Origin of the sequence: Saccharothrix sp. NPDC042600 (assembly GCF_040647305.1) — a bacterium.
Taxonomy (GTDB): domain Bacteria; phylum Actinomycetota; class Actinomycetes; order Mycobacteriales; family Pseudonocardiaceae; genus Actinosynnema; species Actinosynnema mutabilis.
The window spans coordinates 38,560-52,997 of the sequence record NZ_JBEZBW010000056.1 but is presented as its reverse complement, the minus strand read 5'-3'; the positions used below and the strand labels follow the sequence as shown (position 1 = coordinate 52,997).

The following is a 14,438-nucleotide window of genomic DNA, read 5'->3' as shown; positions in this document are numbered from 1 at the left end:
GCAAAACTTTCGGCGTCACCCGGGGAAATCTGTGGTAGCCCTTCGGGCAGGTCATACGGTGGGGAACACGAAGGCCCCTTGTGGCTGGGAGCCCGAACCAAAAGCACGCCGCTGCGCGGCGAAGCGCCGCGCTTCGCGCGAAGTGTGGCGCTCAGTCGCGTCGGCGGTCCAGTTCGGCGGCCTCCTCCGGCGTGGGTGCGACCCCGCCCAGGTGTGCGGGTTGCCACCACTGCCCGTCCCCGTTCTCCGGGTACCGGGCCTGGGCCTCGTCCAACAGTTCCTGCATCCGCTTCCGCAATGCCTCGTCCGTCGTGGGCTCGATCGCCTCGCCCACGATGATCGTCACCGGCACGTGTCGCTGCGTCAGGTTCTTTGGTCGGCCCTTGGTCCACAGCCGCTGCGTGCCCCACACGGCGACCGGCAGCAACGGCACGCCGGCCTCCGCCGCCAAGCGCACCGCGCCGCTCTTGATGTCCTTCACCGTGAAGGACCGGCTGATGGTGGCCTCCGGGAAGATCCCGACCACCTCACCCGCCCGCAGCGCGTCCAGCGCCTGCTGGAACGACTCCTGGCCGTTGGCGCGGTCCACCGGGATGTGGTGCATCCCGCGCATCAACGGGCCCGACACGCGGTGCTTGAACACCTCGTGCTTGGCCATGAACCTGACCAGGCGCTTCGCGGGCTGCGCGCCGTAGCCCGCGAAGATGAAGTCCAGGTAGCTGACGTGGTTGCTCGCCAGCACGGCCCCGCCGGTGGTCGGCACGTGGCGCGCGCCGTCCACGGTGATGCGCAGGTCGAGCACGCGGAACATGAGCTTGGCCGCGGCGATCACCGGCGGGTACACGCGATCTGGCATACCCCAACGGTACGCTACTGGCGGGTAATACCAGCCTCGTGCTCGCGGACCACGCGGGGGACTCCGGCCAGGTCCTCGTCGTTGCACAGCAACTTGAGGTTGTAGTACGGCGAACCCTTGGTGTCGTCGTAGTCCAGGTGGATCGCGATGACGTCTACCGCCTCGCCCAGCCAGTCCTGGGTCTGCCGGAGCCAGGAAGCGGCCCGTTCGAGTGCGCTGGGCAGGTCGTCGTCCCGGAATTCCACCGGCCGGTAGGGAACCTCCTGGATCGCGTCCCGCTGGTTGGCGGGCATCGGAAGGTCTACCGCCACCCCGCTGTCGTTGAGTTCGAGTTGGATCGTTTCCTCACTCACGCAGTCGAGGGTCCACCACGCGCAGCCCGGCGGCAAGAGATGCGTCCCGTCAGGACACCTCCATGACAACGGTGTCGTCCGGTCCGAGCACCGCTCCGGACTCCGCGCGCACCTCCACCTGCGCCACTGGTCGGCCGTCCGCGCGGTCCACCAGGACGGTGTGCGGCTCGCCCGGCACGAAGCAGTGGCGTTCACCCCATTGGCGCAGCGCCACGATCACCGGGAAGAGGTCACGGCCCTTCGGGGTCAGCACGTACTCGCGCTGGAACCCGCCGTCGGCCGGCGGGACCGGGACCATCACCCCGTTCGCCACCAGCGCCCGCAGCCGGGCGCTGAGCATGTTCTTGGCCACACCCAGGCTCCGCTGGAAGTCCACCAGCCGCCGGACGCCGTCGAACGCGTCCCGCACGATCAGCAGCGACCACCAGTCGCCGACCGCGTCCACCGACCGCGAGACCGGGCAACCCGCTTCCTCGAAGTGCACGCGCCGCACCGCCATGACGCCTCCCCGGGGGTGTTGCGGTCCCCATGGTGACCCGCCCCACGTCCGACCGCGCGCCGAAACCCGCTCAGGGCAGGGGCGCGGAGTGCCAGGCCCACTCGCCCCGCCGCGGCAGGTCGCCCAACGGCTGCCGCCCGGTCGCCCACAACAGCGTCTGCCAGGGGTCGGTGTCCACCGGGGCCTCCGGGAACAGCCGCCGCAGCACCTTGGTCACCAGGTCCGCCGGCGGCTCGAACGGCACGCCCAGCGCCCGCGACGCGTCGTGCGCGTGGATGATCGACTCGATCGACCCCATCGCGGCGAACCCGGCCACGTCCGCCTCGCCCCACGGGTGCCAGCCGCGCGCGTCCGGCGGCGCGGTGGCGAGGACGCTCCCGAGCACCGCCCCGAACGTCCGCAGCGTGGCCACCAGCTCGGCGGGCGGCGTCGCGGGCCGCACCTCGACGTCCGCGGTGTGCAGGCCGCCGGCGCCCGCGGCCATGTCGATCGCGTACCACATCAGGCAGTTGCCGACGTGCGCCACGGTCTGCGCCACCGTCCAGTCCATCCCCGGCACGCCCACCGCCCAGTCACGGTCCACCACCCCCTCCAGGAAGTCCGCGCCCACCCCGACGGCCCGCGCAAGATCAGCAGCGTCCACGTCCGAAAACTCCCTCGCGTTCGGTGCATCCGCGAGTGACTATTCCGGACATGTATGACACCCGTTTCGCCGGCCAGGACGACCTGGGCGCGGTGCTGGCCCTGCTCGTCCGGCTCCAAGCCGACACCGCGCACCACATCGGCTACCTCGGTGAGACGCTCGGGGAGCTGACCGAAGAACTCGCCGAATTCGAACCCGACTGGCCCTCCTGCACCGTCGTCGCCACCGACGACTCCGGCCGCGTCTGCGGCGTGCTCAGCGTCGAGGTGGACGCCGAGCTGGGCCGGGCGTTCCTGCACGGACCGTTCGTGGACGTCCCGGTCAACCACCCGGCGGGCAGCCGCATCTGGGACCAGACCTCCGACGCCCTCTACGCCCGCGCCCAACCCCTCCTGGCCGGCATCGCCGACCGCGAGGTCTACGGCCACACCCTGCACCGCAGGCTGGCCGCGTTCGCCGAACGCCACGGTTTCACCGCGGGCCGGGCGAGCAGCATCCACGTCCTCGACGGCGACGGCCTGCGCGGGCTGCTGCTGCGCGAGGCGAGCTGCCCCCGCACCGGCCCGGCGCGCGAGATGCGCGTCCTGCCGACCGAGGCCGCCGTCCACGAGGCGGTGGCCGTCCTGCACGAGCGCTGTTTCCCCAAGACCTACCTGTCCGGCCGGTCCCTGGTCGACGGCAGCCGGGACCACACCGTCGTCGTCGCGATGGACGGCGACCGGGTGCTCGGCTACGCCGCGGGCAAGGCCGAGCCCGGGGAGTACTACATCGACTTCGTCGCCGTGGAACCCGACGTGCGCGGCAAGGGGGTCGGTGCCGCGTTGATCACCGAACTCGTCTGGAAGCTCGCCGAGCGCTTCGGCGCCCGCCCCCAAGCCGCCGCCGCCATCCTGGCCGGCAACACGTCGTCCCACCACATGTTCGACCGGCTCGGCTTCCGCCGCACCCTCGAACTGGTGGCCTACCGCTCCACAGCCGCCTGAGCCGCTCAGGCCGCCTGGACGGCCCGAGCGGCCCGGTCGCTCAGGCCGCCTTCACGCTCACGGCCTCGTCCACCTCGGGCGGCGTGTAGCCCTTGTGCCGCAACGAGAGCAAGCCGCCCACGACGAGCGTCACCAGCACACCCATCGGCGTGTACCACGGGTACGCCAGCGGCTTGGAGGTCGCGGTGGCCGCCGAGAAGTCGAGGGTCGCCGCGGCCTCCGGGCCGACGAACTTCACGCCCAGGATCACGAACGCCATCACCACCACGGTCGTCACGAACGCCACGATCGCGTCGGTCTGCTTGGCCTTGCGGAACAGCAACCCCAGCAGGAACGCGCCCAGCAACGCGCCGTAGGTGAACCCGGCGATGGACAGGCCCTGCTCCACGATCGGGTTGCCGCGCCGCGTCAGCGAGGCGAACAGGCCCGCGCACACGATCAGCAGACCCGCCCACACCACCGTCCAGATCCGGCCCTGCCGGAACACCTCCGCCTCGGTCATCGGCCGCCGCACCAACTTCTGGTAGACGTCGGTGACCGTGGACGAGGCCAGCGCGCCCAGCGACGACGACAGCGCCGCCGCGAGGATGCCCGCGATCACGAACCCGGACAGCCCCGACGGCATGTCCCGCACGATGAAGTTCGCGAACAGCTCGTCGTTGTTGTTCAGCCCCAGGTCCTTGACCGGGTTCGCGCCCTTGTAGAACGCCCACAGCATCACGCCGATGAACAGGAACAACGCGAACTGGAGGAACACGACCACACCGCTGGCGATCAACGCCTTCTGCGACGCCCGCACGTCCTTGGTGGCCATCAGCCGCTGCACGATGAGTTGGTCCGCGCCGTGCGAGGCCATGGACAGGACCGCGCCGCCGATGAACGCGGTCGGGATCGCGTACGGCGAGGTGAACGGGCTGGCGGCGAAGTCGAGGATCTGGAACTTGCCCGCGTCGGCCGCGGCGGAGAACCAGCCGTCGGGCAGCTTGCCGGACAGCACCACGATCACCGCGACGGCGCCCAGGACGTACCAGAGCATCTGGATGGCGTCCACCCACACCACGGCCCGCACGCCGCCCAGGAAGCTGTAGACGACCATCGCGATGCCCAACACGACCACGATCGCCCAGTAGGACGCGTTGACCCCGTACGCCGCGAGCACGACCTTCACCGGGATCGCGGTGGCGAACAGCCGCAGGCCGTCCGCGAGCAGCCGGGTCACCAGGAACGTCACCGACGCCGTGGACTGCAACCCGCCGCCGAACCGCTTGCCCAGGAACCCGTACGCCGTGATCAGGTTGCCCGCGATGTACTTGGGCAGCAGCACGAACGACACCACGATCCGGCCGAGCAGGTAGCCGATCGCCAGCGACAGGAACGTCATCGTCCCGCCGTAGGCGACCGTCGGCACGGACAGCACGGTCAGCGTGGACGTCTCCGCGGACACCACCGACACGCACACGACCCACCACGAGATGCGACGCTCGCTGACGAAGTAGTCCGTGGCGGAGCGCTGCCGGCCGCCGATCCACACCCCCAGCAGCGGCATCCCCACCAGGAACAGCACGATGATGGCGACATCAAGTGCGCGCACGGTGTCCTCCAATCACTTTGAGCCCGGTGACGGCGGTGGTCACGGGCTCGGGCAGGCGCAGGGGTTCGCGGCCGGGGGTGATCGAGCCGAGCGGGCGCGGGCCGGACGCGCCGGTGGCGGAGGGGACGTTGGCGGGCAGGCCGTGCCAGGTCAGGAAGCCGAGCAGGGCGGTCAGGTAGGCCTCCTTGGCGTCGCCGGGCAGGCCCAGCTCGTCGCTGGTGCGCAGCTCGACCTTGGCGCGCAACGACTCCACCAGCACGGGGTTGCGCATCCCGCCGCCGGACCCGATCACCGGCCCGGCGCACTCGGCGGCGATCGTGCGGGCGGTCAGTTCGGTGAGGGTGGCGAGCAGGTCCTCGGCCTGGATCACCAGTCCCCCGGTCATCCGGTCCAGGTAGGCGCGGTTGAAGTGCTCCTTGCCGGTCGACTTCGGCGCGGGGAGGGCGTAGTAGGGGTCGGCGAGGAGGCGGTCGAGCAACTCCTCGTGGACCCGGCCGCGGGCGGCGAACTCGCCGTTCAGGTCGCAGGTGCGCAGGCCGTTCGAGAGGACGGTCATGGCGGCGTCCATCAGCGCGTTGCCCGGCCCGGTGTCGTAGGCGATCACACCTTCGGGCGAAACCTTCGTGATGTTCGCGATGCCGCCGATGTTCAGGGCGACGGCGTTGCCCGGCTCGGAGCCGGCCAGTTCGGCGAGCCAGAGGGCGTCCAGGGTGCTCGCGAGGGGCGCGCCGTGGCCGCCGGCGGCGACGTCCCGCACCCGGAAGTCGGCGACGACGGGCAGCCCGGTCGCCTCGGCGATCCACGCGGGCGCGCCGACCTGGAGCGTGCCCAGGCACCGGCCGTCCTCGACCCAGTGGTGCACGGTCTGGCCGAGCGAGGCCACCAGGTCGGCCTCGTGCTCCCGGGCCGCCGCCGCGAACACCTGGCCCAGCCGGGTGTCCAGCACGCACAGGTCGGCGGCGCTCGCGGGCGGCTCGCGCAGTTCGGGCGGGAACGGGTGCTCGGCGTGCGCGATCGGGCGCAGCGCGATGGTCGTGCCGTCGAACGAGAAGTCGCCGACGGCGACGTCGACGGCGTCCATCGACGTCCCGGAGATGAGCCCGATCACCCTCACGCCCTGTGTCCTATTCCACACAGACCGCAGGCGCAAGGGTGTAAGTGGGAAAGTTGCCGGAAATCAATCCAGCTTGTTGGATTGTCACGGAACGTGGCGTGCGAGGATTGCGGAGTGTCCACGGAGCTTGTGATCTGGATCGTCGTCGTTGTCGCGGCCCTGCTCGCGGTCGCCCTCGTCACCGGCGTCGTGCTGTCCCGGAAGCGGCGGATCAGCCTCGCCGAACCCGAGGAGGACAAGCCGGCCGTCAAGGGCTACCAGGCCGGGTCGGGGGTGAGCTTCGCACCCCGGACGACCGAGCCGAAACCCGCGGACACCAAGCCGGCCGAACCCGCCGAGCGCAAGCCCGCCGAGCGCAAGCCCGCCGAGCGCAAGCCCGCTGAGCGCAAGCCGGCTCAACCGGTCGAGCGCGAGCCGGTCGAACCCGCCGAGCCGGTCGAGGCGGAGCCCGCCGCCGAGCCCGCCGCGGCCGGGCCGAGCGGCGCGAGCCCCGCCCGGCCCGTCGACGAGGCGCCCACCCCGCCCCTCGACACCGCGACCCCGACCACGCCGTCCGACACGGCCCCGGTCGAGCACCCGGTCGCCGACCGCACCGAGGTCGACGGCCAGCCGGGCGTGGGCGACGACGCCAGCGTCCCCCGCGACTCCGTGAAGCGCGGGTTCGTGGACGTGGACCTGCCGGTCGAGGCGTCCGAGATCGAGGAGATCGAGCCCACCGCCGGTCGCCTGGAACGGCTGCGCGGCAAGCTGTCCCGCTCCCGCTCGACCTTCGGCCAGGGCCTGCTGGGCCTGCTCGGCGCGGGCGACCTGGACGAGGACTCGTGGACCGACGTCGAGGACACCCTGCTGCTGGCCGACCTCGGCGCGGCGGTGACCGACCAGGTCGTCACCAACCTGCGTGAGCGCATCGCGAGCCGTGGCGTGCGCACCTCCGACGACGCCCGCGCGTTGCTGCGGGAGGTCCTCGTCGAGGCGCTGCACCCGGAGTTGGACCGCAACGTCCACGCGCTCCCGCACTCGGGCAAGCCCGCCGTCGTGCTCGTGGTCGGCGTGAACGGCGTCGGCAAGACCACCACCACCGGCAAGCTGGCCCGCGTGCTGGTCGCCGACGGCCGCACGGTGCTGCTGGGCGCGGCGGACACGTTCCGCGCCGCCGCCGCCGACCAGTTGGAGACCTGGGGCTCGCGGGTCGGCGCGGCGACCGTGCGCGGCGCGGAGGGCGCGGACCCGGCGTCGGTCGCGTTCGAGGCGGTCAAGCAGGGCGTGGCGAAGGGCGTGGACACGGTGCTGGTGGACACCGCCGGCCGCCTGCACACCAAGACCGGCCTGATGGACGAGCTGGGCAAGGTCAAGCGCGTGGTGGAGAAGCAGGCCGAGGTGGACGAGGTGCTGCTGGTCCTGGACGCCACCACCGGCCAGAACGGCCTGACCCAGGCCCGCGTGTTCGCCGACGTGGTGGACGTGACCGGCATCGTGCTGACCAAGCTGGACGGCACGGCCAAGGGTGGCATCGTCTTCCAGGTCCAGCGGGAGCTCGGCGTGCCGGTCAAGCTCGTCGGCCTGGGCGAGGGCGCCGACCACCTGGCCCCGTTCGAGCCGGCCGCGTTCGTCGACGCCCTCCTGGGCTAGGCCCTCACGGGCAGTGGTGCCAGCACTCCTTGACCTCCCGGCGCTCCGGGAAGACGTGGTAGTGCAACGGTTCCAGCGCGGACCGCACGACGTAGGGCCGGCCCGCGGGCGGCTCCTGCGGCACGACGTACCGCAGCCGCCCGCTCGCGGGCGCCCGCCAGTCGTCGCGGTTGGTGGCGCGCACCCGCGCGCCGGGGTAGGCGCGGCGGTACCGCGCGATCAGGTCCACCAGCCACTGCACCCGGTCCGCGGCGGGGTCCGCCGGCTCGGGGTCCAGCCGGGACCCGTCGGACCAGCGGCCCACCACCTGGCGGTCGTCCCAGTGCAGGGTCAGCGTGCGTCCCTCGTAAGTCACGCGGGAGATCTTGACCGTTGGCCGCCCGCCCGGCACGCCGGGGTCGCTCGATGGTGGGAACCGCGCGGGGTCAGTCGCGCAGCTTCGCCAGCAGCGGTCCCAGCTCGCGGTCGCCGGTGACCGTGCCGAACGCGTCGCTCAACGCCGCTTCGTAGACGGGCAGCGCCTCCGCGACCACCGCGCGCCCCAGTTCGGTGATGCCCGTGTAGACGCGCCGCCGGTCGCGCTCGCAGTGGCGGCGCTCGGTCAGCCCGGTCCGTTCCAGGCGCAGGACGAGCCGGCTGACCGAGCTCTGGTTGAGCTGGGTGACCTCTTCGAGTTCCTGCATGTGCAGTTCGCCGAGTTCGGAGTTGGCGAGGGCGACGAGGGCGAGGAACTCCGAGAACCCGATGTCGGCGCGCCGCTGCAGGACCTTCTGCATGGCGCCGCCGACCCGGGCGTGCAGCGCGGACAGCCGGGCCCAGAGCTGTCCGTCGCTGGAGAGGGCCACCGCGTGGTCCGAAGCGTCCGGCATGGTGGCCCTCCCGTTTCTATGGTCGTACATACATATGTTAGCTGGCCGGTGCCGCGCGTGACGTGAGCTTGAGCCCGACCACGCCGCCGATGATCAGGAGGAAGCACAGGACCTTCAGCGCGGACAGCGACTCGTGGAAGACGATGCTGCCGAACACGACCGTGCCCACCGAGCCGATGCCGGTCCAGACGGTGTAGCCGACGCCCACGTCGAGGGTCTTGACGGCGAGGCTGAGGAAGAAGATGCCGCCGGCCGCGGCGACGATGGTGGTGATCGACCACCAGAGGTGCGTGAACCCGTTGGAGCCGTTGGTGCCGAGGGCGAAGACGACCTCGAACACGGCCGCGATCAGCAGGTAGGTCCAGGCGCGCTTGTGGTTGTGCATCTTTGCTCTGCTTCCGGTTCGGGGGCTGTGGGGTTCGGGGGCTGTGGGGTTCGGGCGCTGTGGGGTTCGGGCGCTGTGGGGTTCGGGCGCTGTGGGGTTCGGGCGCTGTGGGGTTCGGGCGCTGTGGGGTTCGGGCGCTGTCGGGTTCAGGCGCCGGCCGCGACGCGGAGGCCGACGACGCCGAGGATGATCACGCCGAAGCACACGGCGCGGGCGGCGGTCAGGCGTTCCTTGAACAGGAACGCGCCGATGACGACCGTCCCGATCGACCCGATGCCGGTCCAGATCGTGTAGCCGACGCCGACGTCCAGCGTGCGCAGGGCGAGGCTGAGGAAGAAGATCCCGCCCGCCGCCGCGACGAGCGTCACCACCGAGGGCAGCGGGCGGGTGAAGCCGTTGGCGGCGCGTGCTCCGAGGGCGAAGACGATCTCGAAGACGGTGGCGATGGCGAGGTGGAGCCAGTGCATGGGCCGACCTTCCGGTGTGACGAGTGCATGTGCATTAACTGTATGCGCATGAATATAACTCGGTCAACGGAGACCCAGGTCACTTGCCGCAGCACGTCAACGCGCGCGGCCGGATAGTTGACCGGTCGTCTATTTCCGATCAAATAGTTGACCGGTCGTCTACCGGTGGGCCGGACCGCCGGCGATTGCCGGTGGCCCACTTGTTCAGGCCAGTGCGGACTGCGCGGACAGGCGCTTCGCGATGGCCAGGACCTCCGGCAGGATGCGGTCCACGGCTTCCTTCGTCAGCCGACCCTCGGGGCCCGACACCGACACCGCCGCGAGGGTCGGCGCGCCCACCAGCGGCACGGCGATGCAGCGGACCCCCAACTCCTGCTCGCTCTCGTCCAGCGCGTACCCCTGCTCCGCGATCCGGTCGAGCGAGGCCAGCAGCTCCTCCGCGTCCGTGATCGTGTTCGGCGTGTACGCCGGCAGCCCGGTCCGCCCCAGCAGCGCCCGCACCTCGTCCCGCGGCAGCTGCGACAGGATCGCCTTCCCGACCCCGGTCCCGTGCGGCAGCAGGCGGCGGCCCACCTCGGTGAACATCCGCATCGAGTGCCGCGACGGCACCTGCGCCACGTACACGACCTCGTCCCCGTCCAGCACCGCCAGGTTCGCCGTCTCCTCGACCTGGTCGACCAACGCCGCCAGGAACGGCCGCGCCCACGTGCCGAACTGCCGCGACGCGCTCTCCCCGAGCCGGATGAGGCGCGACCCCAGGGTGTAGCGCCGGTTGCTGTTCTGCCGCACGTACCCCAGCGTGACCAGGGTGCGGATCAACCGGTGGATCGTCGGCAGCGGCAACCCCGATGTCGTCGCCAGCTCCGACAGGCTCGCCTCACCGCCCGCGTCGGCGAGCCGTTCCAGCAGGTCGAAGGCACGCTGCAGGGACTGCACGCCACCCGAGGACTCCCGTGCCATCTCGACCAACCCTCCGTTGCCGTTCCGCGATGCGATAACTATAGTCCGCGAAGTAGAAATCAGCGCCAGGAAGGTGGGAACCATGTCCGGTATCCGCGTGCTCGGCGGCGAGGTCGAGCGCGGCGAGCAGATCCTGACCCCGGACGCGCTGGACTTCGTCGCCGACCTGCACCGCGCCTTCGCCGCCACCCGGGACGAGCTGGTCGCCAGGCGCGCCGACCGCCGGCCGCTGGGCTTCCTCGACGAGACCGCGCACGTCCGCGAGTCCGACTGGCGGGTGGCCGAGGCCCCGGAGCCGTTGCGCGACCGCCGCGTCGAGATCACCGGCCCCACCGAGCGCAAGATGACGATCAACGCCCTCAACTCCGGCGCCAAGGTGTGGCTCGCCGACCTGGAGGACGCCAACACCCCGCACTGGCACAACGTCGTCTCCGGCCAGGTCAACCTCTACGACGCCGCCCGCGGCACGATCGACTACCAGTCGCCCGAGGGCAAGTACTACTCCCTCAAGGACGGCGACCACCCGACCATCGTGGTCCGCCCGCGCGGCTGGCACCTGCCCGAGCGGCACATCGAGGTCGACGGCCGGCCCGCCGTCGGCGCGCTGGTGGACTTCGGCCTGCACTTCTTCCACAACGCCTCCCTCGGCCGGCCGTACTACTACCTGCCGAAGATGGAGAGCCACCTCGAAGCCCGGCTGTGGAACGACGTCTTCACCGCCGCCCAGGCCGAGCTGGGCGTCCCGCACGGCACGATCCGCGCCACCGTCCTGATCGAGACGATCCCCGCCGCGTTCCAGATGGAGGAGATCCTCTACGAATTGCGCGACCACGCCTCGGGCCTGAACGCCGGCCGCTGGGACTACCTGTTCAGCATCATCAAGTACTTCCGGGACGCGGGCGCCGACTACGTGCTGCCCGACCGCAACAGCATCACCATGACGGCCCCGTTCATGCGCGCCTACACCGAACTGCTCGTGCGCACCTGCCACAAGCGGGGCGCGTTCGCGATCGGCGGCATGGCCGCGTTCATCCCCAACCGCCGCGACCCCGAGGTCACCGAGCAGGCCCTGGCGAAGGTGCGCGACGACAAGACCCGCGAGTCCGACGACGGGTTCGACGGCAGTTGGGTCGCCCACCCCGACCTCGTCCCGGTGTGCCGGGAGATCTTCGACGCCAAGCTGGGCGACCGGCCCAACCAGCTCGCCAACGTCCGCGAGGACGTCAATGTGCGGGCCGAGGACCTGCTCGACTTCAAGTCCACCGGCGGCCATGCCACCCGCGCCGGCCTGGAAAGCGCCGTGGACGTCGGCGTGCGCTACCTGCTGTCGTGGCTCGCGGGCAACGGCGCGGCGGCGATCCACAACCTGATGGAGGACGCGGCCACCGCCGAGATCTCCCGGTCGCAGATCTGGCAGTGGGTGCACAACGGGGTCGTGCTGGACGACGGCACGCCGGTCACCGCCGACCTCGTCCGCTCGGTCCTCGCCGACACCCGGGCCAAGCTCGACGGTGACCACCTCGACCTGGCGGTGGAGCTGTTCGAGCAGGTGGCGCTGGCCGACGACTTCGTGGACTTCCTGACCCTGCCCGCCTACGAGCGGATCTGACGTGCCGCGGACGTCCCTGGACCCGGCGGCGGTCGCGGCGCTCACCGCGCGGCTGCCCGCCGTGGACCTGCGCTCGCCGTCGGGCCGCCAGCCGGTGCACACGTGCTACGTGCCGGCGGACCGCGTGCACGGATCCACCCCCGCCGACTGGGGTGCGCAAGCGCTTGCGGCGCTGGAGGGGTACTCGCCCGAGGACTTCGCCGCGCTCTTGGACGTGCCCGAGGACCTGTACGGGCGCGTCCGGGCGAAGCTCGAAGCGGAACCGGTGGAGGACCTGCGGATCGACTTCGAGGACGGCTACGGCGTCCGGCCCACCGAGGACGACGACGCCGAGCGCACCGCCCTGGTCGTCCGCGACTGGGTGGCCGCGGGCCGTGCGCCGAGCCGGTTCGGCCTGCGCATGAAGTCCTTCGACACCAAGGCGCTCCTGGAACGCGGCCTCCGCACCCTCGACATCTTCGTCACCACCCTGGGTGAGGTGCCGCCGGGTTTCGTGGTCACGTTCCCGAAGGTGACGTCCGTGGCCCAGGTCGAGGTCTTCACCGACGTCCTCGACCTGCTCGGCGCGGACCTGCGCTTCGAGATCCAGGTCGAGACCACCCAGTCCATTGTGGACGCGCAGGGCCGCCTGACCGTTCCGCGGCTCATCGAGGCCGGTCGAGGGCGCGTCACCGCGCTGCACTTCGGCACCTACGACTACACGGCGAGCTGCGGCCTGGGTGCCGCGCACCAGCACCTGGCGCACGGGGCGTGCGACTTCGCCCGCAACGTCATGCAGGTGTCGGCGGCCGGCCACGGCGTGGAGCTGTCCGACGGTTCCACCAACGTCCTGCCCACCGAAGACAACGTCGAACACGGCTGGCGCACGCACTACGCGCTGGTCCGCCGCTCCCTGGCGCACGGCTTCTACCAGGGCTGGGACCTCCACCCGGCGCAACTGGTGACCCGTTACGCCGCCGTGTACGCGTACTACCGCGAGACCCTGGAGGCGGAAGCCAAGCGGCTGAAGGCATATGTCGACAAAGCGGGCGGGGCGGTCCTGGACGAACCCGCCACCGCCCAGGCCCTGTCGACGTCGTTCCTGCGCGCCCTGGACTGCGGGGCGGTGGACCGGGCCGAACTCCACGCGTTGACCGGTCTGGCCCTACCCGACCTGCACGCCCTGGCCCGCCGCACGCCCTGACGCGCGTCGGCCGACGAGCAGGTTCAGCACGACCGCCGTGATGGTGCCCGCGCTGATCCCCGAGTCCATCACGGTCTGCACGAGCCCGGGGAACCCGTGGTAGAAGTCCGGCGCGACGATCGGCACCAGCCCGACGCCGAGCGCGATCGCCACCGTCAGCACCTTGCCCGGGGTCTCCAGCCCGTCCGCCGCGAGCGTCTTGATCCCCGACACCGCGACGGACCCGAACAGCACCAACCCGGCCCCGCCCAGCACCGGCCCCGGAACCAGGGCGACCACGGCTCCGGCCACCGGGAACAGCCCCAGCAGCACCAGGAACACCCCCGCGCCCGCCACGACGTACCGGCTCACCACGCGGGTCAACGCCACCAGCCCGATGTTCTGCGCGAACGCCGTGCACGCGAACCCGCCGAACACCGCGCTGAACGAAGTGGCGAGACCGTCGGCCCGCAGACCCTCCGCGATGGTCCGCTCGGTGGTGGGACGGCCGACGATCTCGCCCAGCGCCAACATGTCCGCGGTGCTCTCGGTCATGACCACGACCATGACGATGCACATGGACACGATGGCCGCGACGTCGAACACGGGCACGCCGAAGTGCAGCGGCGTGGCGAAGGCGAAGACGGGTGCGTCCGAGAACGCCGCCGTGTCCACCATGCCCAGCGGCCAGGCCACCACCGTGCCCACGACGAGCCCGATGAGCAACGCGAACCGGCCCGCCACCCCGGTGAGGAACCGGTTGCACGCCAGGATGACGGCCAGCGTCACCCCGGCCACGAGCACCGACCCGGAGGACGCCGACGTGCCCTCGCCGCCGCGGATCCACCGGATGGCCACCGGCAGCAGGCACAACCCGATCAACGTGATCACCGTGCCCGCCACCACCGCGGGGAACAGCCGGGTCAGCCGCCCGAAGTAGGGCGCCGCCAACGCGGTCAGGGCCCCGCCCACGAGCGTCGCGCCGTAGATGACGGGCAACGCCCCCTCCTGCCCGTGCTCCTTGACGATCGCGAGCACCGGGGCCACCACGGCGAACGACACGCCGTTGATCAGTGGCAGCCGCGCGCCTATCCGCCAGAAACCCAGGGCCTGCAACAGGGTCGCCACCCCGGCGGTGAACAGGCTCGCGCTGATCAGCAGGGCGAGGTCGGTGGGCCCCAAGCCCACCGCCGCCCCGATGATGAGCGGCGGCGCGACCACCCCGGCGTACATGGCGGCGACGTGCTGGACGGCCCCGGCCGCCAGCGGTAACGGACGGGGGACGCGGTCGACGGGGTGGCGCACGGACGGCCTCCTG

Annotated in this window: 16 protein-coding genes; 4 read left to right on the top strand and 12 right to left on the bottom strand. The window is 71.4% G+C overall.

The window, feature by feature from the left end:
- Positions 1-151: 151 nt before the first annotated feature.
- The 4 genes from AB0A74_RS27905 to AB0A74_RS27890 form a co-directional block, all read right to left on the bottom strand.
- Positions 152-856, bottom strand: a complete 705-nt coding sequence (locus tag AB0A74_RS27905) for a lysophospholipid acyltransferase family protein (RefSeq protein WP_358253934.1) — start codon at positions 854-856, stop codon at positions 152-154.
- Between the two features lie 14 nt (positions 857-870).
- On the bottom strand, positions 871-1,209 hold the full coding sequence (locus AB0A74_RS27900; RefSeq protein WP_343932305.1) for a hypothetical protein: 339 nt from the start codon (positions 1,207-1,209) through the stop codon (positions 871-873).
- Positions 1,210-1,258: 49 nt separating this feature from the next.
- Positions 1,259-1,708 carry a helix-turn-helix domain-containing protein gene (locus AB0A74_RS27895; RefSeq protein ID WP_358253932.1) on the bottom strand — a complete coding sequence of 150 codons (450 nt, stop codon included), beginning with the start codon at positions 1,706-1,708 and terminating at the stop codon, positions 1,259-1,261.
- 70 nt (positions 1,709-1,778) lie between these two features.
- A complete protein-coding gene (locus AB0A74_RS27890) occupies positions 1,779-2,351 on the bottom strand; it encodes a maleylpyruvate isomerase family mycothiol-dependent enzyme (RefSeq protein ID WP_358253930.1) in 573 nt (190 codons plus the stop codon).
- A 50-nt stretch (positions 2,352-2,401) separates the two neighbouring features.
- On the opposite strand from AB0A74_RS27890, the gene AB0A74_RS27885 reads away from it, so the two are divergent.
- The gene (locus tag AB0A74_RS27885; protein WP_358253928.1) at positions 2,402-3,334 is read left to right on the top strand and encodes a GNAT family N-acetyltransferase; all 933 of its coding nucleotides are present in this window, start codon (positions 2,402-2,404) and stop codon (positions 3,332-3,334) included.
- 40 nt (positions 3,335-3,374) lie between these two features.
- Here the strand turns inward: AB0A74_RS27885 and AB0A74_RS27880 are convergent, their stop codons facing one another.
- Both AB0A74_RS27880 and AB0A74_RS27875 read right to left on the bottom strand, forming a co-directional pair.
- The gene (locus AB0A74_RS27880; RefSeq protein WP_358253926.1) at positions 3,375-4,925 is read right to left on the bottom strand and encodes a sodium:solute symporter; all 1,551 of its coding nucleotides are present in this window, start codon (positions 4,923-4,925) and stop codon (positions 3,375-3,377) included.
- Positions 4,912-6,039 carry an anhydro-N-acetylmuramic acid kinase gene (locus tag AB0A74_RS27875; RefSeq protein ID WP_358253925.1) on the bottom strand — a complete coding sequence of 376 codons (1,128 nt, stop codon included), beginning with the start codon at positions 6,037-6,039 and terminating at the stop codon, positions 4,912-4,914. The genes AB0A74_RS27880 and AB0A74_RS27875 overlap by 14 nt, the downstream gene beginning before the upstream one ends.
- Before the next feature lie 114 nt (positions 6,040-6,153).
- Here AB0A74_RS27875 and ftsY point away from each other — a divergent pair, with 114 nt between their 5' ends.
- Entirely contained in the window at positions 6,154-7,668 is a 1,515-nt protein-coding gene (ftsY, locus tag AB0A74_RS27870) for a signal recognition particle-docking protein FtsY (RefSeq protein ID WP_358253924.1), read from the top strand.
- Positions 7,669-7,672: 4 nt separating this feature from the next.
- On the opposite strand, the gene AB0A74_RS27865 is transcribed toward ftsY, so the two are convergent.
- The 5 genes from AB0A74_RS27865 to AB0A74_RS27845 all read right to left on the bottom strand — a co-directional run bounded on the left by AB0A74_RS27865 (position 7,673) and on the right by AB0A74_RS27845 (position 10,349).
- A complete protein-coding gene (locus AB0A74_RS27865) occupies positions 7,673-8,023 on the bottom strand; it encodes a hypothetical protein (RefSeq protein ID WP_358253922.1) in 351 nt (116 codons plus the stop codon).
- A 70-nt stretch (positions 8,024-8,093) separates the two neighbouring features.
- Entirely contained in the window at positions 8,094-8,537 is a 444-nt protein-coding gene (locus AB0A74_RS27860; protein WP_358253920.1) for a MarR family transcriptional regulator, read from the bottom strand.
- A 37-nt stretch (positions 8,538-8,574) separates the two neighbouring features.
- Positions 8,575-8,922, bottom strand: a complete 348-nt coding sequence (locus AB0A74_RS27855) for a multidrug efflux SMR transporter (RefSeq protein WP_358253919.1) — start codon at positions 8,920-8,922, stop codon at positions 8,575-8,577.
- A 146-nt stretch (positions 8,923-9,068) separates the two neighbouring features.
- Positions 9,069-9,389: a multidrug efflux SMR transporter gene (locus tag AB0A74_RS27850; protein ID WP_343932315.1), complete on the bottom strand. Its 321-nt coding sequence runs from the start codon at positions 9,387-9,389 to the stop codon at positions 9,069-9,071.
- A gap of 204 nt (positions 9,390-9,593) precedes the next feature.
- Entirely contained in the window at positions 9,594-10,349 is a 756-nt protein-coding gene (locus AB0A74_RS27845) for an IclR family transcriptional regulator (RefSeq protein WP_358253918.1), read from the bottom strand.
- An 82-nt stretch (positions 10,350-10,431) separates the two neighbouring features.
- Here AB0A74_RS27845 and aceB point away from each other — a divergent pair, with 82 nt between their 5' ends.
- Both aceB and AB0A74_RS27835 read left to right on the top strand, forming a co-directional pair.
- Positions 10,432-11,958 carry a malate synthase A gene (aceB, locus tag AB0A74_RS27840; RefSeq protein WP_358253917.1) on the top strand — a complete coding sequence of 509 codons (1,527 nt, stop codon included), beginning with the start codon at positions 10,432-10,434 and terminating at the stop codon, positions 11,956-11,958.
- A 1-nt stretch (position 11,959) separates the two neighbouring features.
- A complete protein-coding gene (locus AB0A74_RS27835) occupies positions 11,960-13,141 on the top strand; it encodes an aldolase (protein WP_358253916.1) in 1,182 nt (393 codons plus the stop codon).
- Here the strand turns inward: AB0A74_RS27835 and AB0A74_RS27830 are convergent.
- Entirely contained in the window at positions 13,103-14,425 is a 1,323-nt protein-coding gene (locus AB0A74_RS27830; RefSeq protein ID WP_358253915.1) for a nucleobase:cation symporter-2 family protein, read from the bottom strand. The two genes, AB0A74_RS27835 and AB0A74_RS27830, sit on opposite strands and share 39 nt — an antisense overlap.
- Positions 14,426-14,438 lie beyond the last annotated feature (13 nt).

What these genes read in the sequence shown, in the direction of transcription:
- AB0A74_RS27905 (WP_358253934.1), bottom strand. Translation starts at nt 856, where the DNA reads ATGCCAGATCGCGTGTACCCGCCGGTGATCGCCGCGGCCAAGCTCATG.
- AB0A74_RS27895 (WP_358253932.1), bottom strand. Translation starts at nt 1,708, where the DNA reads ATGGCGGTGCGGCGCGTGCACTTCGAGGAAGCGGGTTGCCCGGTCTCG.
- AB0A74_RS27885 (WP_358253928.1), top strand. Translation starts at nt 2,402, where the DNA reads ATGTATGACACCCGTTTCGCCGGCCAGGACGACCTGGGCGCGGTGCTG.
- AB0A74_RS27860 (WP_358253920.1), bottom strand. Translation starts at nt 8,537, where the DNA reads ATGCCGGACGCTTCGGACCACGCGGTGGCCCTCTCCAGCGACGGACAG.
- AB0A74_RS27855 (WP_358253919.1), bottom strand. Translation starts at nt 8,922, where the DNA reads ATGCACAACCACAAGCGCGCCTGGACCTACCTGCTGATCGCGGCCGTG.
- AB0A74_RS27850 (WP_343932315.1), bottom strand. Translation starts at nt 9,389, where the DNA reads ATGCACTGGCTCCACCTCGCCATCGCCACCGTCTTCGAGATCGTCTTC.
- AB0A74_RS27845 (WP_358253918.1), bottom strand. Translation starts at nt 10,349, where the DNA reads ATGGCACGGGAGTCCTCGGGTGGCGTGCAGTCCCTGCAGCGTGCCTTC.
- aceB (WP_358253917.1), top strand. Translation starts at nt 10,432, where the DNA reads ATGTCCGGTATCCGCGTGCTCGGCGGCGAGGTCGAGCGCGGCGAGCAG.